17 protein-coding genes are annotated in these 19,693 nt (G+C 56.2%); 1 reads left to right on the top strand and 16 read right to left on the bottom strand.

Features of this window, described 5'->3' with window-relative positions:
• The 16 genes from bcsB to ACA373_RS17365 all read right to left on the bottom strand — a co-directional run bounded on the left by bcsB (nt 1) and on the right by ACA373_RS17365 (nt 18,908).
• On the bottom strand, nt 1–2,343 hold the full coding sequence (gene bcsB / locus ACA373_RS17440) for a cellulose biosynthesis cyclic di-GMP-binding regulatory protein BcsB (protein WP_370734885.1): 2,343 nt from the start codon (nt 2,341–2,343) through the stop codon (nt 1–3).
• Nucleotides 2,340–4,436, bottom strand: a complete 2,097-nt coding sequence (gene bcsA / locus ACA373_RS17435) for a UDP-forming cellulose synthase catalytic subunit (RefSeq protein WP_370734884.1) — start codon at nt 4,434–4,436, stop codon at nt 2,340–2,342. The genes bcsB and bcsA overlap by 4 nt, the downstream gene beginning before the upstream one ends.
• Before the next feature lie 76 nt (nt 4,437–4,512).
• On the bottom strand, nt 4,513–5,310 hold the full coding sequence (gene bcsQ, locus ACA373_RS17430) for a cellulose biosynthesis protein BcsQ (protein ID WP_253456521.1): 798 nt from the start codon (nt 5,308–5,310) through the stop codon (nt 4,513–4,515).
• Nucleotides 5,301–6,023 carry a cellulose biosynthesis protein BcsO gene (bcsO, locus tag ACA373_RS17425; RefSeq protein ID WP_370734883.1) on the bottom strand — a complete coding sequence of 241 codons (723 nt, stop codon included), beginning with the start codon at nt 6,021–6,023 and terminating at the stop codon, nt 5,301–5,303. Before bcsO ends, bcsQ begins: the two co-directional genes overlap by 10 nt.
• A gap of 718 nt (nt 6,024–6,741) precedes the next feature.
• Nucleotides 6,742–7,026 (bottom strand): contact-dependent growth inhibition system immunity protein, encoded by a 285-nt coding sequence (locus ACA373_RS17420; RefSeq protein WP_253456527.1) that lies wholly within the window; start codon nt 7,024–7,026, stop codon nt 6,742–6,744.
• Between the two features lie 3 nt (nt 7,027–7,029).
• A complete protein-coding gene (locus ACA373_RS17415; RefSeq protein ID WP_253456530.1) occupies nt 7,030–7,872 on the bottom strand; it encodes an RNase A-like domain-containing protein in 843 nt (280 codons plus the stop codon).
• Nucleotides 7,873–8,256: 384 nt separating this feature from the next.
• Nucleotides 8,257–8,517, bottom strand: a complete 261-nt coding sequence (locus ACA373_RS17410; RefSeq protein WP_253456533.1) for a hypothetical protein — start codon at nt 8,515–8,517, stop codon at nt 8,257–8,259.
• 551 nt (nt 8,518–9,068) lie between these two features.
• Nucleotides 9,069–10,094 carry a dipeptide ABC transporter ATP-binding subunit DppF gene (gene dppF, locus ACA373_RS17405; protein ID WP_253456536.1) on the bottom strand — a complete coding sequence of 342 codons (1,026 nt, stop codon included), beginning with the start codon at nt 10,092–10,094 and terminating at the stop codon, nt 9,069–9,071.
• The gene (gene dppD / locus ACA373_RS17400; RefSeq protein ID WP_125289282.1) at nt 10,081–11,070 is read right to left on the bottom strand and encodes a dipeptide ABC transporter ATP-binding protein; all 990 of its coding nucleotides are present in this window, start codon (nt 11,068–11,070) and stop codon (nt 10,081–10,083) included. The genes dppF and dppD overlap by 14 nt, the downstream gene beginning before the upstream one ends.
• Nucleotides 11,071–11,079: 9 nt before the next feature.
• A complete protein-coding gene (dppC, locus tag ACA373_RS17395; RefSeq protein ID WP_253456542.1) occupies nt 11,080–11,982 on the bottom strand; it encodes a dipeptide ABC transporter permease DppC in 903 nt (300 codons plus the stop codon).
• Nucleotides 11,983–11,992: 10 nt separating this feature from the next.
• Complete coding sequence (gene dppB, locus ACA373_RS17390) at nt 11,993–13,012, bottom strand: dipeptide ABC transporter permease DppB (protein WP_253456545.1); 1,020 nt, start codon at nt 13,010–13,012, stop codon at nt 11,993–11,995.
• A gap of 189 nt (nt 13,013–13,201) precedes the next feature.
• Nucleotides 13,202–14,812, bottom strand: coding sequence for a dipeptide ABC transporter periplasmic-binding protein DppA (dppA, locus tag ACA373_RS17385; RefSeq protein ID WP_301730598.1), 1,611 nt, complete (start codon nt 14,810–14,812; stop codon nt 13,202–13,204).
• Nucleotides 14,813–15,425: 613 nt separating this feature from the next.
• The gene (locus ACA373_RS17380; protein ID WP_301251515.1) at nt 15,426–15,755 is read right to left on the bottom strand and encodes an SMR family transporter; all 330 of its coding nucleotides are present in this window, start codon (nt 15,753–15,755) and stop codon (nt 15,426–15,428) included.
• A 199-nt stretch (nt 15,756–15,954) separates the two neighbouring features.
• Nucleotides 15,955–17,652 (bottom strand): kdo(2)-lipid A phosphoethanolamine 7''-transferase, encoded by a 1,698-nt coding sequence (eptB, locus tag ACA373_RS17375; RefSeq protein ID WP_253456550.1) that lies wholly within the window; start codon nt 17,650–17,652, stop codon nt 15,955–15,957.
• A gap of 267 nt (nt 17,653–17,919) precedes the next feature.
• Nucleotides 17,920–18,348, bottom strand: a complete 429-nt coding sequence (locus ACA373_RS17370) for an organic hydroperoxide resistance protein (protein WP_125289275.1) — start codon at nt 18,346–18,348, stop codon at nt 17,920–17,922.
• 101 nt (nt 18,349–18,449) lie between these two features.
• On the bottom strand, nt 18,450–18,908 hold the full coding sequence (locus ACA373_RS17365) for a MarR family winged helix-turn-helix transcriptional regulator (RefSeq protein WP_301251517.1): 459 nt from the start codon (nt 18,906–18,908) through the stop codon (nt 18,450–18,452).
• 66 nt (nt 18,909–18,974) lie between these two features.
• Here ACA373_RS17365 and ACA373_RS17360 point away from each other — a divergent pair, with 66 nt between their 5' ends.
• Nucleotides 18,975–19,565 (top strand): HD domain-containing protein, encoded by a 591-nt coding sequence (locus ACA373_RS17360; protein WP_253456552.1) that lies wholly within the window; start codon nt 18,975–18,977, stop codon nt 19,563–19,565.
• The last annotated feature ends 128 nt before the right edge of the window (nt 19,566–19,693 follow it).

The raw sequence follows: 19,693 nt of genomic DNA, 5'->3' as shown, positions 1-19,693 counted from the left end.
TCATTTTTTCTCGCCCGGCGTCTGCCGCTCGTGCTGCGGATTCAGCCGTTTCCAGGCGTGCCGCTTCAGCAAAATAAAGGTGCTCAATCCCACTATGGTGGAGAGCAGCAGCGCTATCAGCGCCAGCACGACCGCGTGCTGGCTGGCATACCACACCACCATCATGTACCACGGCATTTCCCCGCTCGGGAACTGCGCGCCGACGCGGAAACTGCGGATGCCGTTTTCGCCGGTGATTATCGCGGTATCGCCCCGGATCCCGGCGTTAATGCGCTGCAATTTCAGGTCATTATGCAGGCTCGCCAGCTGCGCATCGTCGGTCGCTACGGTCGCCACCACCACGTGTGAAGGGCTCCACGGCGAGCGATAGCTGATAAAACCGCGCCAGTCTTCGTTAGAAGAGAAATAGCGATCCGCATCCACCGCCTGGCGACTCCAGTCGCCGGCCAGCCAGCCGCGCAGGTTATCCAGCAGCGTCGGCTCTTTCACGCCCAGGGTGTGGCCGTTTACTTCAAACGGCGAATGCCGCAGCAGCGCCTGGTTGAAGTCGCTTTGCGCCAGCGTGGAGAACGCCAGCACGTCGCTGTTGCGCAGCCAGTCAGGCTTGCCGGCGGGCACGCCGAACAGCACGCGGTTGCCGCTCAGCGCCACGCCGGTAGCGCTACCGGCACGTCCCGCCATATCCAGCAGCGCGCCGATCTCCGCATCGCTGGGCGAGGCAGGCAGCAGCAGCACGGTTTGCGAATAGTCAGCAAAGCGCGTAAACGGAAAAGCGGCGCCGACAAAATAGGAAAGATTCGGCAGCAGAGTGAAGTGGCGCGTATGGCTCAAATCGATCCAGGCGTCATCCTCGATGCGGCTTTTGATGTTGTTATTGGTCAGTACGCTGCACGGCGCGCTGGCCTTCGGCTTGATGTTGAAATAGAGCTGGAGCTGGTTGTCGCCGTAAATCAGATAAGGGTTGAACTTCAGGGTGTATTTCTCCTGACGCGCGTCGCCGCCCAGCCGGTGCCAGATGTTTTCCAGCAGCCCGACTTTATTTACGGTCAGATTGCGCAGGAAAGTGCCGTTCAGACTGACGTTGAGGAAGGAGTTATCTTCATCAATCCAGCTTTCCGACGGGAAACGATAGTTCAGCTGCACCGGCACCGTTTCGCCATCCCACAGAAATAAATCAGGCGCGGCGCGGAAGTTTACCTTCAGGGCATCGTGCCAGATGCCGGTAGTGGTCAGGCTTTGATCCTTACGCAACAGCTCGCTCAGGCGCACCGGCCGATCGGTGTTGATCCAGCGCGGCGCGTCATAGGCCTTGCTCGCGGGAATAGCCTGGCGGCCGACCGCCAGCGAGTCGCTGTCGACGCTCAGCGGCTGGGTCAGTCGCCACGCGGCCTGACGCAGATCGTCATCATTATTGCCGATCACCAGCATCAGCTTGTAAACCGGGTTAATCGGGTTATCGACCATCTGCAACGTCGGCCCGTTCACCTGCGGCACGGTTAAGCCTGCGATGGTTTCGCCTGGCTTCGCGAAGACAATGCCGTTTTTCTCCGGCATATCGTTACGCAGTACCGGGAAGTTGACGCCGCGATAGTCGGTCTGGATCCCCAGCCAGGAGGAGACGGTCGCCGCCGCGCTGACTTTGCCCGGCGTGACGGCCGCGCCAAACACCATCGCGATGCTGGCGGGCGTCATGCGCTGCGCATCAATAAACGGGCGTGGGAAATTGCGCAATTTATTGCCGATATTCAGCTGCTGCCCTTCAAGCGCCAGCGTGGTGGCAGGCAGAATAGTCACCTGATAGCGATCGTTATCGCGCTCGCACAGCAGCCGATCCGCGTCGTTGATCTTAAAGCTCAGGTTGTTGCTGGACACCACCATCGCGGCCGGAATATCCAGCTGATACTCTTCGCTGGCGCTGTCGGAAGCGCTCAGCGGCAGCGTGCCCAGCGGCTGACCGTTCAGCATCAGCTGCATGGAAGCGTTGCGCGCCGCCAGCGCTTTGGAGACCCTGAGCGACAGATTCAGCCGCGCATTAGTGATCACCTCATCAGCGGGCAGCGTAAAGACAATGCCGGACTGCAGCTGGCTGCCGGTCAGCAGAATGCCGTTGGCCTGGCCCATCTGCGCCACGGAGATGGTGCTGGTCAGCGGCTGGTTCAGTAATGCCACCGGCGCGGCGTTATCGGCGATGGGCGGCAGCGGCGGCAGATCTTCTGCCGCTCCGGTTCCAGCCGGCGGCGGGATCTGCGACAGCGCGCTGCTGTCCTGCGTCACGCTGTCGGCGGCATACGCCTGTCCCAGCGTCATTACGCCAAGACAAAGGATGGCTAAAAGCTTTTTCATGCCGCGCTATCCTCATTGGCCTTGAGTGCCTGACGTTTGGCGCGCCGGTCTTTCCAGGTGAGCCAGAACAGTTCGAAGACGGTGCGGACGATGGTCAACAGCGAACGCAGCGGCTTGTCCTTCGGCCCTTCCGGCTTGATCCACGCATCGGCGCGAGCGAGCACCACGCGCACCAGCTCACGACGGCGCGACAGCGGGATTTCAGCAAATTGCAGGCGGATCACGCCGTCGTCTGCGCCAATCGTGCTGACAGGAAGCGAGATCGCGCCAGAGTGCAGCATCAAATCGATCGCCTCGATATCGTCCGTTTCATGACGGCTGTCCGGCGCCGTGACCTGCACGCCGCCCATAGAAAGGTTCACCGTGGTGGAGCGCGACGAAATGCCGCTGGCGTAATGCATGATCACCGGAATATCGACGTCGATACGAATGGTTTTGCGCGTCTGTTTGGTTTCACGCGCCACGGCAATCGCGGCCATCAGAATAATCAGGCTGAACAGCGCCCAGCCGACGTTAAGCGCGATAACGTAAGGATCGACGCCAAAATAGTTATGCGCTGCGGCGCGCACGACGCCGCTGACCACGCCCGCCAGCAGCAGGGCGGCGCAGATTACGTGCGGACGCACGATGTTAAAGTCGAAAAAGCCGGTATTCAGCAGGCCGCCTTTGTCGGTGACGTTGAATTTGCCGTGCTTCGGCGAAATCATGGTCAGCAGCGTGGGGATAACCAGATGGAAAGCCATCACCGTTTCGTAGATCTCGCCCCAGAAGGTGGCGCGGAAACGCCCGTTCATCCTGGAGTTGACGTACAGCGACATCACCAGATGCGGCAGCACGTAGGCGAAAATCAGGCTGGCGGAAGAGTGAATAATATTCAGGTCAAACAGCAGGTAAGCCAGCGGCGCGGTCAGAAAGATCACGCGCGGCAGGCCAAACTGGAAGTGCAGCATGGCGTTCAGGTAGCACAGACGCTGCTGCCACTTCAGACCGCGCCCCAGCAGCGGATTATCGACGCGGAAAATCTGCGTCATGCCGCGCGCCCAGCGGGTACGCTGAATAATATGCAGGCCCAGACGTTCGGTCGCCAGACCGGCGGCCAGCGGCAGCGCCAGGAAAGCGGATTTCCAGCCGCGACGCTGCATTTTCAGGGCGGTATGCGCATCTTCGGTCACGGTTTCGGTGGCGAAGCCGCCGATCTCTTCCAGCGCGCTGCGGCGGATAACCGCACAGGAGCCGCAAAAGAAGGTCGCGTTCCAGTTATCGTTGCCCTGCTGAACCGGGCCATAGAACAGCGCGCCTTCGTTCGGGATTTCACGCGCGGCCTTCAGGTTACGCTCGAAGGGATCCGGCGAATAGAAATAGTGCGGCGTTTGCAGCAGCGCCAGCTGGGGATCTTTCAGGAAAGGCGCGACGGTGGCCTGCAGGAACGTTCGGGTCGCCACGTGGTCGCAGTCAAAAACGGTAATCAGCTCGCCTTTGGTGATGGTCATCGCGTGATTCAGATTGCCCGCCTTGGCGTGGCGGTTGTCATCGCGCGTGATGTAGCCCACGCCGACATCGGCGGCGAAAACCGCGAACTCGCTGCGCTTGCCGTCGTCCAGCAGATAAATTTTGAGCTTGTCGCGAGGGTAATCGATGCACTGCGCGGCCAGCACGGTATCACGCACCACGTCCAGGCTTTCGTTATAGCTCGGCACGTAAATATCGACGGTCGGCCACAGGCTGATATCATCCGGCATCGGCTCAATGGTTCTTTTTAACGGCCATGACGTTTGCAGATAGCCTAAAAGCAAAATTACCCAGACATATACCTCGGCAATAAATAAGCCGACGCCCAATATAGCTTCGATTTCGGAATTAAAAGCCAGGGTCTCCGTCGCGCGCCAGTATATATAGCGCGTTGACATCAAGGCCGAAAGAAACACCATTACCATGGTAATTTTACGGCTTTTGCTGAGGCCCAGCACGAAAAGAAGGGCGATGGCGATCAGGCCGAAAATATATTGTTTCTGGCTGTCCATCGGCGTGATAACAATCACTGCGGCCAGCGGAAATAATATCAGCAGCTGCAGGTAATACAGGACTTTTTTCATAAGTCATCCTGAAAACAAAACGAGAACTTGCGGAGCGCAGCAGCGCCCCGGCATGGAAGCTATCTTTACGGGCGGTTTAGCGCGAGGTCAGCGGCGCCTGCAGCTCGCCGTCGCCGACTTTAATATCCAGCAGCGCGGCAACCCTTTTGCCGACCAGCTCAATATCGAAAGCGGCTGCGGAAACCTGGCTGAAATCGAATATCGACTGCTGTGACGCGTTCGCTTCCGCCACGCTTTCGTCGCGGTTAACCACGCCAAGCAGCCTGTCGCCCAGCCGCTGCTGCATAAAGGCCGTCACGTCGCGGCTAATATTGCGGCGGCTGTCGCTCTGGTTAAGCACGAAGAAATGGCCGGCTTTGTGATTGAGCGCGCCGCCGATCATCTTTTCGTTTTCGATTTGCGGCAGCAGCGACAGCGAAGCGGTATCCGCCAGCATCACCACCAGGTGTAAATCGGCCAGATCGGTCATCGCCTTCAGGGCCGGGCCGGGGCCGGGCGGAAAATCCGCCACGATAATCAGGCCGGGATAGTTGAGCACCGTTTGCAGTCCACGGGCGAGAAAGTGGGCATCGTTGGCCAGATTGCTTTCAAATTCAATGCGCTGCGCTTCCGACACGTCGCCGTACGGCAGCACGAAAATATTGCCGCCGGTGGTCAGGATCGCCTGGCTCCAGTCCGGCGATTCCGCCGACCTGGCCACGAAACCGCGCCCGTCGGAGAGCGGCACGCCAAAGTGCAGGCGCAGGGCGTTCTGCACGTCGAAATCGATCGCCAGCACCTTGCTGCCGCCGCGTGCCAGCGTATAGGCCAGGTTGGCGGCCAGGGTGGTTTTCCCTACGCCGCCCTTTGGAGAACAAACACAAACTAACGGCATAGGGCGATTTTCTCCAGCAGGGGTTGTAGCAGAGTCTCTTTCGGTAAGGCTTTTTCTTCCGCCGCGCGGACGCCGGAAACGCTGAACAGCGGCTTAAAACGCGCTGCCTGACCAGCTTCTGGCGGGACGGACGAGGACGCCGGGCGGGCGATGTCTGACGGCACAGGCTGGGCGCGCACCGCATCCAGCAGCGAAGCGCCTGGCAGACATGGGGCTATCGGCGACGATGCGCGAGCGGTTTCCGGCATCCGCGCGCCGATAGTTTCCGACGGCAAAGCGGATCCCTGCGGACGAACCGCTTCCGCCAGCGAAGCCGTTTCCTGCACGCGAGCGGCTTCCGGCAGCGAAGCCAACCCAGGCTGGGCCGCAGGCTTCAGCGAAGCGGAAATGCTCTCCAGCAGCGATCCACTCTGCGCCGCCGGTTTAGCCGCCACAAACGCGGCCACGCGGGAGGAAAGCGGCGCTGAAGCTTGCGCCGGGATTTTCACCGGCGCGGGCTGGCTAAAGAGATCGGCGGCGGCAGGCTGCGGTGCGGCAACATCCGTACGCTGACCGTTCCCCAGCGCTGGCTCTGCACCCTCGTTCATCAGCTGCCTGATGATGGCCCAGTTGGTCTGGTCGGCATTCCGTGTCTGTTCAGACATATCTTTGAATTCGATATGGTTTGTTAGCGTTTTTTCTTTAAAACGCTGCAGGTCGTCATAGCTTTTCATGGGAACGATCGCGGGATAATAAGAAAACTGGCGGCAATATATCATACAATTTTTAACTACATCAGATTATTCTTACCGCTGATAAAAAAAGCTGTTGGCCTGTAATTATATTAACCGCTTGCGGCGCAATAATAATTACGCAGGCTATCAATCAGGTCAGTTATTATTTGGCTTAATTAAATAATTGTCTTACATTAAGTCAATGGCATGCTGCTTTAATCGCGGACAGAGACGGCATAAAGCGCGCCGCTTTTTACGCGGCGCGTAAGCCAAACATTCGTCAGACGGCGGTTAATTTGACATAAAGCACTTTATTGCCTCTGACGTTTGACGTTATTACGTGCTCACAGGCCTTTATCTGTCAGTGGCGATAAAATACTTACGCTAAGTCAAATCTGCCACCATCGCTCGTTTTTGCTAATCGTTTGCACAGGGCACCAGGCGAACGGCAAGTGGAAAAAACCTGATTGATTCATACGGGGCTACTATGTCAGAAGTTTGCCAGGCCGCAGCAACGGTAGAGTAAGGGACAGACGCAATCCAACGCCGTTGTAAGGAGTCTGCACGCTGCGGCACGATGAGCTGGAGTTAACTCAATCAGCAGAACCGGAAACCGTTTTGCGTAAGATGATGGTGGCTGTGAAGCAAGCCACGCTAATGCGCGGTGTCTGTGAGGAGTCTGGTCATGATAGTGCCCGCCAGACGGCGGGCCGCATCTCTACCCGTCACGTTTTTGCTTCAGGGAGGCTGAAAGCCATCTCAAAAATTCTACGGGCGAAGGGCGCAAAAAAGCCATACTTGTCCCACATATTTCTTCCAGAGCCGGGTTGGCTGATTTATTGTCCGGATAGCGCTCTAAAAAATCGTCAATTTCCTCAGCGAGATTATCATCAGCCCCATCCAGATGATCAACATAGGAGTTCACGATTTCTTGGCTGGTGTCCCCCCAATCCGGATTAAAAAAAATCCGGAAGAAGAGACGAATCGATTCGTATCTTTTCATAAATTAATCCAGGATTGGGTAAGCAGTCAGAATATAGTAAGGGCGATTATTATATTGCTCTTTATAAATGACCAATTCGAATTTATTTGTTTCAGCTAACTTTCCCGTTTGTACTTTAATAACAGTACCAACCGAGCTACTGTGCGCATATCGCAGTTCGAGGTATAAATCCTTTCGGTCAGCAGGAGTACTTCTGGCCCACGCTCTGATCCTTCCCCGGTTAGCTTTAATCGCTTTACTTAATGCCTTTTCAGCCGTTTTCAAATCATAAAACGAACTCACACTGCCAGTAACAGGGGAAAGCGTGCCTGATTGCAGACCGCGCTGAATTTTATCCCTCATATCCGACTCTGTTTTGCCAACATGTTTCTTAATAGTGTGTCCACCTCCTTTTAGTCCCTTTTGCGCTTCGTGTTCCATCAACCGGATCTGCCCCATTTTGACCGAGGCTACGCGCGCAGATCCTGCCACAGCAAACGGTATCACCATATCAACAGCTATACCAATCTGCTTAGCCGTTTCATTTGAAGCTCCGAGTTCACTGGCAATACCCGCCGTAACGCGAGCGGTCATTGATGCGGTCTGTTTGCCGGTATAGATCTGGTAGGCTGATGAACTAATACCATCGAGGCTATGTGCGCCAACAATGATGCAGCCTGCTTTAGTTAAACCGGTTGGCTCTGGCACCAAACAGAGGGCTGTCGCGCTCGCCAGTTCAAGAATACTTCCGAGAAAGCCCACTCCGCCCCAGATGCGGTTACTGATTGAGTCACCCGTTGCCGTTTCATCTTCCATTACTGCGGCAAGCTGAACCGGCGTCATCGCAATACTGAAACCGTTTTCCATAACGTTTCCTTGTCCGATAATTTGCAGAGCAAATAGTAAGGCTCTGAGCAACAGTGAGAAAGCTAATCCCGCCACTGATTTTATCTTTTAAGAAAAAAGCCCGCTTTTGCATAACCCTGATATATTATTTCTTCTGGTAAATCCGCTGTTGATAAATTATAAATATCGACATATCACCAGACGTTTTCCAATATTTTAGTCCAATCCTATGCTGATGTAAGAAACGTTCTAATTGTAGCTTATTCACTAACAGAAGCTATTTACCGTAAAGCTATGGCCGCAGCTCAACAGCGGCCTGTAGACACCTTGTCAGATACAATGACATTAAAAATCCACGGGAGAATATTAAATACCCATTAAATCGGACGTAACATCCGTCATTATTTAACAAGCTGGAGGAAATATAGGCATTTTTTGCACCTTTAGCATTGACGAGGTGTATTTCACCGTTAAATTCATGACACCATTTTCGTGGTAAATACCGTAGTAATCTTTGAGCGAGAGACTATTACCATTTTTCGCGTCTTTTCGAGAAAACTGACGTGCCAGAGCCTCGGAAACGGGAGAGATGTTAAGCACTTCGACCGTTTTTTTATCCCGTTCAATACCTTTAACGCCTTCTTTAGTTATAGCAGATAAGAGCATCTCTTCAGCATAATGACCACGTGCGGCACATTTGCTGCCGGGTATACAGGGTAATGATTAGCGGGGCTTTGCTCGTTCCGGCACTGCCGATTTTCCACGTTCCTCGCGGGATTGGCCCCATACCGCGAACCTGCTCCCGATCAGGGTTATTTTTGTTTGTCAGTATGCCGGAATAACCTCTTTCGATTAATTTTCCATCGAGATACAATTCACCGGTAATTTGTTTATAAATTCATTTGGCCATTGTGATTTCCTGATGCTTTTTTCCGGTCTTTCCAACTATCGGCGTGCTTAATTTCTTTGCCTTTATAATTATAACGCAGCCCGACAAGTGCTATATGTCCGTACTTTTCAACTTCAGGATATTTGGTGTCAAAAATATACCTTCTTTCTTTTAATTTATTGAGAAGTAGCCCATAAAAATGAAAGCCAGTGGCAGAAAACGCAGCCGTTTTCTGAGACAACGTCCGGAAGCAGACGGCACCGAAAAGCCGCGCCGCTGTAACATAAAAGGCCGCCAGTTTTACCCTGGCGGCCTTTGGTCGGTAAGCTTAAGGCTGCGCCACCGCCTGCTGGCCGCCCGGCACCGGCTGTCCCTCATCCTGATCGACAGCGAAGCAGGCGATCTGCTGCTCGCCATACTGTTTCAGCTGCGGCTGGATCTGCGGACAGGGCGCAAAGCGACGGCGGCAGCGTGCGTTAAACGCGCAGCCCGGCGGCGGATTCAGCGGGCTTGGCAGCTCGCCGGTCAGCTTGATACGCTCGCGGCGCTCGTCCGGGTTCAGGCGCGGCGTGGCGGAAAGCAGCGCCTGGGTGTACGGATGGCGCGGATTGGCAAAAATCGCCTCTTTGCTGCCCCGCTCCACGCAGCGTCCCAGATACATCACCATCACCTCGTCCGCGATATGTTCGACCACCGACAGATCGTGCGAAATAAAAACGTACGAGAGGCCCAGCTCCTGCTGCAAATCCATCATCAGGTTCAGCACCTGCGCGCGTACCGACACGTCGAGCGCGGAAACCGGCTCGTCGGCGATCAGCACGTCGGGATCGAGCATCAGCCCGCGCGCGATGGCGATACGCTGACGCTGACCGCCGGAAAACATATGCGGATAGCGATCGTAATGCTCCGTTTTCAGCCCCACTTTCGCCATCATCGCCAGCGTTTTTTCGCGGCGCTCTGCCTTGCTCAGGCTGGTGTTAATCAGCAACGGTTCTTCCAGGATCTGACTGACCTTTTTGCGCGGGTTCAGCGAGCCGTAGGGGTTCTGAAACACAATCTGGATCTTTTGCCGGCGCAGCTTTTGCGCCGCCGGGTCATGCTTTAACAGATCCTGGCCCTGATAAAACAGCTGCCCTTCCGTTGGCGTTTCGATCATGGTCAGCAGGCGGCCCAGCGTCGATTTGCCGCAGCCCGACTCGCCTACCACCGCCAGCGTTTTGCCGCGCTCCAGGTTAAACGAGACGCCGTCCAGCGCCTTCACCAGGCGCTCCTGACCAAACAGTCCTTTCTTCACCGGGTAGTGCTTTTTCAGGTCGATCGCCTGCATCAGCAGGGTGGAATCAGATGGCTTCATAGGTTGGTCTCCCGGCATCATCCAGAGGGTAATGACATTTGGACTGGCGTCCCGGAATATCACGGAGTTCAGGTTCTTCAATCCGACAGCGATCGGTGGCGTACGGGCAGCGCGGGTTCAGCAGACAGCCGTTTGGCCGATCGTACTTGCCCGGCACCACGCCCGGCAGCGAGGCCAGCCGCGCCTTGTCGGCCGCAAACTCCGGCAGCGCGCGCAGCAGCGCCTGGGTGTACGGATGGCGCGGCGCCTTAAAGATATCGACCGCCTTACCGGTTTCCACCACCTGGCCCGCATACATCACGATGATGTGCTGGGCCGCTTCGGCTACCAGCGCCAGATCGTGCGTGATCAGGATCAGCGCCATGTTTTCCTGCCGCTGAAGATCCAGCAGCAGCTCGATGATCTGCGCCTGGATAGTCACGTCCAGCGCCGTGGTCGGCTCATCGGCAATCAGCAGCTTTGGCCGACAGGCGATAGCCATGGCGATCATCACGCGCTGGCTCATCCCGCCGGAAAGCTGATGCGGATACACGTCCAGCCGCGAGGCCGGATCGGGAATGCCGACCTGGTTCAGCAGATCGATAGCCCGCTGACGACGCGTGCTTTTGTTGCCGCCCTGATGCACCTTGATCGCTTCCATAATCTGGTAGCCCACGGTGTAGCAGGGGTTCAGGCTGGTCATCGGATCCTGGAAAATCATCGCCACTTCCGATCCCACCAGCTGACGGCGCTCTTTTTCAGAAATGCGCCTCAGATCGCGCTGGTTAAAAAGCAGGTTGTCGGCCATTACTTTGCCGGGGAAATCGATCAGCCCCATAATCGCCAGCGAACTTACCGATTTGCCGGAGCCGGATTCGCCGACGATGCCGACCACCTGGCCCTGCTCAACCTGATAGCTGATGCGGTCTACCGCACGGAACGGCGCTTTTTCGTCGCCGAAATGCACCGACAGTTTGTCTACAGTTAATAACGCCATCGCTGCCTCTTACTGCTTGAGTTTCGGGTCAAGGGCATCGCGTAAGCCATCGCCCATCAGGTTAAACGCCAGCACGGTCAGCAGGATCGCCAACCCCGGGAAGGTCACGACCCACCAGGCGCTCTGCGCATACTGCAACACGTCGGAGAGCATGGTGCCCCACTCCGGCGTCGGCGGTTGCGCCCCCATTCCCAGAAAACCCAGCGCGGCCATATCAAGGATGGCGTTGGAGAAGCCCAGCGAAGCCTGCACGATCAGCGGCGCCAGACAGTTGGGCAGGATATTGACGAACATCTGCCGAATAGCGCCCGCGCCCGCCACGTTGGAAGCGGTGACGTAGTCGCGGCTGACCTCGACCAGCACCGCCGCGCGCGTCAGGCGGATATAGTGCGGCAGCGCCACAAAGGTCAGCGCGATAGAGGCGTTGACGATCGACGGCCCGAAAATCGCCACCAGCACCAGCGCCAGCAGCAGGCTCGGCAGCGCCAGCATGATATCGACCAGCCGCATAATGACGGCGTCGGTGGTGCCGCCGACGTAGCCGGCGATCAGCCCGAAAATCACGCCCAGGATCAGCGACAGCACCACCACCAGGCAGCCGACCAGCAGCGACAGGCGCGCGCCGTACATCAGACGCGACAACACGTCGCGACCGACATCGTCGGTACCAAGGATATAGTGCCAGCTGCCGCCTTCCTGCCAGACCGGCGGATGCAGCAGCGCGTCGCGGAACTGCTCGGCCGGCGCATGCGGCGCGATAAAATTGGCGAAAATAGCGATAAAAAACACGATGACCACGTAAGCCAGACCGACAACGGCGCCTTTGTTACGCTTAAAGTAGTGCCAGAACTCCTGTAAAGGGGTCATCGGCTTGGGTGCGGCGGGCACGCTGCCCGGATCGACTAAAGACATACGAAGCCCCCTATTTCTTGTGGCGAATGCGCGGGTTAACCACGCCGTAAAGCACGTCAACCAGCAGGTTGACCAGAATGATCAGGATGGCCACCATCAGCACGCCGCCCTGCACTACCGGGTAGTCGCGACGCTGGAGGGCATCGATCAGCCAGCGGCCCAGGCCGGGCCAGGAGAAAATCGTTTCGGTCAGGATCGCGCCGGCCAGCATGGTGCCAACCTGGAGACCGATAACCGTGACCACCGGCAGCATCGCGTTACGCAGCGCGTGCACCACGATCACGCGCATCCGCGTCAGCCCTTTAGCGCGCGCGGTGCGGATATAGTCCTCACCCAACACTTCCAGCATGGCCGAGCGCGTCATACGCACAATCACCGCCAGTGGGATAGTACCGAGCACGATAGCGGGCAGGATCATATGCATCACGGCGTCTTTAAAGTCGCCCTCTTCGCCCCAGAACAGGGTATCGATCAGCATAAAACCGGTCAGCGGCTGGCTGTCGTCCAGAAACACCGTGTCGCCGATACGTCCAGCGACGGGCGTCAGGTTGAGCTGCACCGAAACCAGCATGATCAGCATCATGCCCCACCAGAAAATCGGCATGGAGTAGCCGGTCAGCGAGATGCCGACGGCGGTGTGATCGAAAATGGAGCCGCGCTTTACCGCAGCCAGCACGCCGACCGGGATACCTACCGCGACGGCAAAAATCATCGCGCAGATGCCCAGCTCCAGCGTCGCCTTAAAGCGCGGCACGAACTCCTGCCAGACAGGAATACGGCTTTTCAGGGAGATGCCCAGATCGCCGTGCAGCACGCCCCAGACGTAGGAGGCATACTGTTGCCACAGCGGCTTATCCAGCCCCATCTGCGCCAGCAGCTGGGCGTGACGTTCGGCGGACATGCCGCGCTCGCCCGCCATAATCAGTACCGGATCGCCTGGGATCATATGGACAAAAGCAAAGGTTAACAGGGTGATACCAATAAACGTCGGGATAACAAGCCCCAGACGTCGGAGTATGAACTGCAGCATAATCCGGATTCTCTTTAAGTTCCCGCAGACCGTAGCCTGGGGGATTATAATTGCTCACATCTTACGGTCGGGCAGCCCGTCCGCGACGCCGTTAACGGCGCCTTGACCAGATTGACTTAAGCCTTGCGACGGGCCGTCGAACACGACCCACAGGGATGGGTAAAGCAGCCGGCGAACCGGCCGCTCTCTTTACTCCTGGATATCGACGTTTTCGAAGTGATGCTTACCTAACGGATCGACCACGTAGCCGGAGACTTTTTTGCTGACCGGCTCAAACACGGTGGAGTGAGCGATAATCAGCGCAGGCGCCTGGTCGTGCATCATGACCTGAGCCTGCTTGTAGTACTCGATACGCTTGTTGTGGTCGGCTTCACCGCGCGCAGGCTGGATCAGATCCTCGAATGGCTTGTAGCACCAGCGAGAGTAGTTAGAGCCATCCTTCGCCGCGGTGCAGCTGAACAGCGTGGCGAAGAAGTTATCCGGGTCGCCATTGTCGCCCGTCCAGCCCATCATCACGGTCTGGTGCTCGCCAGCTTTCGCGCGTTTCAGGTATTCGCCCCACTCGTAGGTGACGATTTTGGCCTTCACGCCAATTTTCGCCCAGTCGGCCTGGATCATCTCTGCCATACGGCGAGCGTTCGGGTTATAAGGACGCTGTACCGGCATCGCCCACAGATCGATAGCGAAGCCGTCCGCCATGCCCGCTTCCTTCAGCAGTGCTTTGGCTTTGGCCGGATCGTAGGCGTCATCCTGCACCGCGTCGTTGTAGCTCCACATGGTCGGCGGGATCAGGTTTTTCGCCGCCTGGCCCGCGCCCTGGTAAACCGCGTCGATAATCGCTTTCTTGTTCACCGCCATGGTCAGCGCCTGGCGAACCTTGACGTTATCCAGCGGCTTTTTCTCGGTGTTATAGGAGAGATAGCCGACGTTCAGGCCCGGCATCTGCATCAGGTTGATATTCTTGTCTTCCTTCATCCGCGCGAGATCGGCCGGATTCGGATAAGGCATGATCTGGCACTCGCCCTTCTGCAACTTGGCGTAGCGCACCGAGGCATCCGGCGTGATGGAGAAGACCAGGCGATCGATTTTCGGTTTGGTGCCCCAGAACTGGTCAAAGGCTTTATAGAGAATGCGGGAATCTTTCTGATATTGCAGCAGCTGGAACGGGCCGGTGCCGACCGGATTCAAATCGACTTTTTCCGGCGTGCCCGCTTGCAGCATCTTGTCGGCATATTCCGCAGAGAGAATAGACGCGAAATCCATCCCCAGATCGGCCATGAACGGCGCTTCCGCACGGGTCAGCACAAAGCGTACCGTGTGGTCGTCCACCTTCTCAATTTTGCTGATGAGCTTCGGCATGTCCATGCCTTCAAAGTATTCGTAGCTGCCGCCGGAAACGCCATGATACTTGTTGTTTTTATCCAGCTGACGCTCGAAGGAGAACACCACGTCGTCGGCATTAAAGTCACGCGTAGGTTTGAAATCTTTAGTGGTTTGCCACTTCACGCCTTTACGCAGGTGGAAAGTATAGGTTTTGCCGTCTTCGCTCACGTCCCACTTTTCCGCCAGGCCGGGCTGTAGCTCGGTGGTGCCGACTTTGAACTCCACCAGGCGGTTATAGATCGGTACGGAGCTGGCATCGTAAGTGGTGCCGGAAGTGAAAAGCTGTGGGTTAAAGCCTTCAGGCGATCCTTCGGAACAATAAACGAGGGTTTTGGCCTGGACGCTGGCGGCCACGGTCAGGGCGACCAGGCTCAAACCGACCTTCAGCATCCTGTTTTTAGCCAGGGAATTACGCATGCTTCTGCTCCAGTTGTGATGTTGTATTAGGCAGTTCGTCAGGCCTGTATTTTTTTATAGTGGCCCGTACGTATCAGAAGGTTTGGGTAGAAGACGCGGCGAGGCTGATGCCATCAGACAAATCCTTATCCTTTCTCTTCTGAGCGATCAATTTGTCAACAGTTGCAGAAAACGTCAATACGGCCGTTGGCTATTTACACAGAGGATGAGAGGCGACAGACAAATATAAAAAATAACCAAAAGCGACCTTTTCCAGCGCATATAATGCGCCGTTAACTTTTAATGCCGCTTAAAATAGCGCCAGAAAATCAGCAGCCAGTGAAACGCGTTGCAAAAAAACCCTTGAAAATAGTCGCCTGTATCCCATTTTTTTAACAATACGCTTTGCTTATACCTGCCATTCCAGGCAAAAATTCTGCAACGGCAGGATAAAAAACGGCCAATAACGCGTTTTTTTGGTCATGTACAGCGCAGCGCGAATTAACGCGGCGGTAGCGGGCGGGAAAGGCTTTTTTACGGATAGTAAGGGCATAAAGCGAGACGGGTATTTTTACACCACAGCACGATCGGCTGCCGGTGTCGGCGGCGCTTCAGGGCCGCCGATAACGGATAATCAGTGCGAAACGGCGCGGGAAAGCGTGTTGATAATAACCACGCCGACGATGATAAATGCCATGCCGATTAGCGCGGGCAGATCCAGCCGCTGGCCGTGCCACAGCCAGGCGACCAGCGAGATCAACACGATACCCACGCCCGACCAAATGGCATAGGCGATGCCGGTCGGCAGATGCTGCAGCGTCAGGGACAGACAGTAAAAAGCGATGCCGTAGCAAAATACGGTACCCAGAGTTGGCCACAGCCGCGTAAAACCTTCCGACGTTTTCAGCAAGGTGGTACCAATCACTTCCGCCACAATGGCGATAAATAAAATGAGATACATCATTATGACCGTTCTCCTGGGTTACCCGTTCAGTTAGAGGAAGAAGCGCACAGCGCTTCCGCGGCTTATCTTGCAAGAATCTGCCCCGGTTTTTTTGATCCCACGCATGACTCTCTGCGCCAACCTTAATACGGCCTTAACGGCAGGCAATAAAAAACCCCCGGCCGCTACGGCTCCGGGGGCTGGGGTGTGACGCGGCGCGTCAGATTTTGCCGCCAGAAGCTTTACGCTTTGTCGGATCCGCACACCAGTCGTTCGCCTCTTTGATGCCGCCATCCGGAGAGGTGTAGCCCAGGCAGCCCAGCACCGAGTCGAACAGCTCAACGTGACGATGCGTCGCGCCCACGCGCTGCTGCGCCTGCAGGCGTTCAAAGCGGCTCTGGTTAGCCGGGTCTGCCAGATACTTATCGGAAGCCCACACGATCATCGGCACGCGGAACTGCTCCGGCGGCGCCATATGACGCGGCGTGCCGTGCAGGTGCATGTTATCGCTGATCGATTCGCCGTGGTCGGCCGCGTAGAAGACAATCGCTTTCTTATCGCGCAGCTGATCGAACACGCTTTCCAGCACCGTATCCGTATAAAGTACCGAGTTATCAAAGGCGTTGATCAGCATCGCTTTGCTGCATTTATCGTCCACGCCCATACATTCAGGCTGATAACGGGCAAACTCGCGCGGATAGCGCTGCGAGTAAAGGTAGTGCGAGCCTTTGGTATGCAGCACCACCAGATGCTTGCCTTCAGGATGGCGATCGAGCGACTTTTTCAACTCCGGCACCAGCAGCATATCGTCCACCGACTTGCCCTGGTTCTGCTTTTCCGAACCAATCTGCTCGCGGAACGCGAAGTTATCCGCATCGGTATTGTTATAGAACCAGACTTCACTTTGCATAGCGAAAAGCTCCGAGCTAAAGCCCAGCGACTTCATCACCGCAAAAACGTTCTGTTCTTTCAGCGTGCGGCCTGGCCCTTCATCGGTGCCGCCTTCACGCACGAACATACAGCGCAGCGAAAGCTTGGTTGCGGTGTCGCAGGATTCCCCCCGGAACGCCACCAGGTTTTTCTCGTGGGAAAGCTTTGGCGTGGTATCGCGGTTATAGCCCAGCAGGCCCATATGATCCCAGCGGGTGGTTTCGCCAATCACGAATACCACATAGGTGTCGTCCAGCCCGGCCGGTGCGTTATAGGTAAACTGCTTTGCCGGATCGAACAGGTCTTTACCGTCCATCGTCTCGTCGTAGCTGGTGTAGGCAAACAGCCCCAGCGCCGACAGCCAGTTGGAAGGCAGATAAGAGTGCGCCACCACGCCGCCATAGCTCGGCAGATCGACATTGGTCAGCTTCTCGTTGATGTTCTGCTGCTTGTCGAAATAGCGGATAGGCAGCCAGACCAGCGCCACGGCCAGCAGCAGCACGCCCAGCGGCTTCAGGCGCTGTCCCGGCGTTTTCAGCTGCTCAATCAGCGTCAGGCGCAGCGAGTTGCGCCAGATCAGCAGCAGCGGCAGCGCGCTGACCAGCACCATCCACAGCACAAAATGGTAGCCAATCACCTCTTTCGACAAATCGGTATCCGTGGTCATCACCGACGCGACGATGCCGTAGCCGATCACCACGTTAAAGAAACTCATGTAGTAGCTGGCGGCTACCGAAATCAGCACCAGCGCGGTAGCGGTCACGCGCCAGAAAATTTTGCCGCCCAGCGACAGCAGCCGCATCAGGAAAAAGGTCAGCAGAACGATGGCAACGACTTCCGCCACGGCGGAAAGCCATTCCGCCACGCTGAAGTGGGCCAGAAAGGGATCGAAACGACGATAAAAAACGGGAATATTCAGAAAGATACCGATGTAAAACGCTAGCAAAAACGAGAGCTTTTGCTGCGTCAGTGTTTTAATGTAATTCATGCAACCTTTATCCCGGCGTAGCTTTAGAGTAAACGCTAATCAGACCATACCGTTTCGCCAGAGTTCGGTTATAGGGTCGATTATCACCCTGAGAAACTTTTCCCGGACGATTCTGAAGGGAAAAAATTCACCTCCACGCGCAAGCGGCGTAGTTAACCACATTATCGGGGATTTATCAGTTCAATCGCGGGAATAAGCAGAGAAACGCGGCGGGTCGCAGGGTTACAGACAGCCGGAGCGCCATAGCGGCTCCGGCCAGCGCCGTTATCAGTTGATGATATTCAGCGTTACGTCGATATTGTCGCGGGTTGCGTTAGAGTAAGGGCAGACGATATGGGCCGCGTCCACCAGCTTTTTCGCTTCCGCCGCGTCCATTCCTTCCAGATGGATATTCAATTTAGCTTCGATACCAAAACCGGTCGGCAGCGGCCCGATGCCCACTTCCCCTTCGATAAAGGCTTCTTTTGGCATAGTGATTTTGTCGCGGTTGGCGACAAACTTCATCGCGCCCAGGAAGCAGGCCGAGTAGCCAGCGGCAAACAGCTGTTCAGGGTTGGTGGCTTCGCCGCCCGCGCCGCCCATTTCTTTCGGTACGCCCAGCTTTACGTCCAGCACGCCGTCTGAAGAGGTAGCACGACCGTCACGACCACCGGTGGCTTTTGCTTTGGCACGGTAAACGACTTTTTCTAAAGACATCAGGCAACTCCTTTCATTGGGTTTTATATGCGCTATTAAATCGCGAGCGACTTAATGAGGCGTCTGTAATCAGTATAGACTTTCCGGAGCGAGACTACGGTCTAGCCGTTGAGGCTGTCGCGCAGGCTTTCCAGTTCGGCTTTCAGCACGCGCATTTTTTCCGCATCACAGGCGGCGGCGCAGCTGACGGCCTGAGGTAAATCGACCGCTTTATGGCGCAGCTCGCGACCCTGTTCGGTCAGCGTTACCACGACCTGGCGCTCGTCTTTGCGCGAGCGCTGACGATCCAACAGACCCGCCGCCTCCAGCCTTTTCAGCAGCGGCGTCAGCGTGGCGGAGTCCAGAAACAGCCGTTCGCCGATTTCGGAAACCGTCACGTCATCGCGCTCCCACAGCACCAGCATCACCAGATATTGCGGATAGGTGATATCGAGCGGTGCCAGCAGCTGGCGGTAAAGCTTGTGCAGCGCCAGGTTGGTGGAATAGAGCGCGAAGCAAAGCTGTTGATCAAGCAACAGTGGCGAGGCTTCCGCTTTTTTGTCATCTTTATCTGTGATCATGGCAAAAAATATAAATAGTGCGCTATATAATTGCAAGCGAATCTTAATGTTCAGGGGAGAAAACCGATGTATTCACTGGAAGAAAAGGCCCGACGCTACGCCAGCAAGGCTCATGCTGACACGGGTCAGCGTCGCAAATATACCGATGAGCCTTATATCGTACATCCGGCTGCGGTAGTGGAGCTGGTGCGCAGCGTAACCGATAACGAAATCATGCTGGCCGCCGCATGGCTGCACGACACGGTCGAGGATACGTCCAACACGCTGGCGGATATCGAGAGCCATTTTGGCGCGGAGGTCGCCTCGCTGGTGGCGATGCTGACCGACAGCAAGCAGCCCGACGCAAAAAATCGCGCAGCGCGTAAAGTGGCCCATTTTCGCCATACGGCACAGGCCTCGGGCGACGCCCAGACCATCAAGCTGGCCGATATCATTGATAACACCCGCTCGATTATTCATTACGATCCGCATTTTGCCCGCGTTTATCTGACAGAAAAACGCGTGCAGATCGCCTTGCTGAAAGACGGAAATGAAGCGCTGTGGCGGCAGGCTTCCACTATTATCGAAAGCGGCATTGAGCAGCTGACGCAGGCGCCCTATTACGTGCCGCTTGCCTGGTTCACCCGCCAGCAGCAAAGATATCAGCTGCCGAATTAATCCTTAACCGGGATTTTCGGCGCTTTTCTGCATTAATTAACTCAAATCGGCGCCGCTGCCGCAGGCCGGCGGCATTAATTGGTAAGCCTGCGTCAACTCAGTGCCTATAATCGCCTCGAAAAAATAAG

This window comes from Erwinia sp. STN24 (genome assembly GCF_041320675.1).
GTDB lineage: Bacteria > Pseudomonadota > Gammaproteobacteria > Enterobacterales > Enterobacteriaceae > Erwinia > Erwinia aeris.
This window is presented reverse-complemented; position numbering and strand designations above follow the sequence as displayed.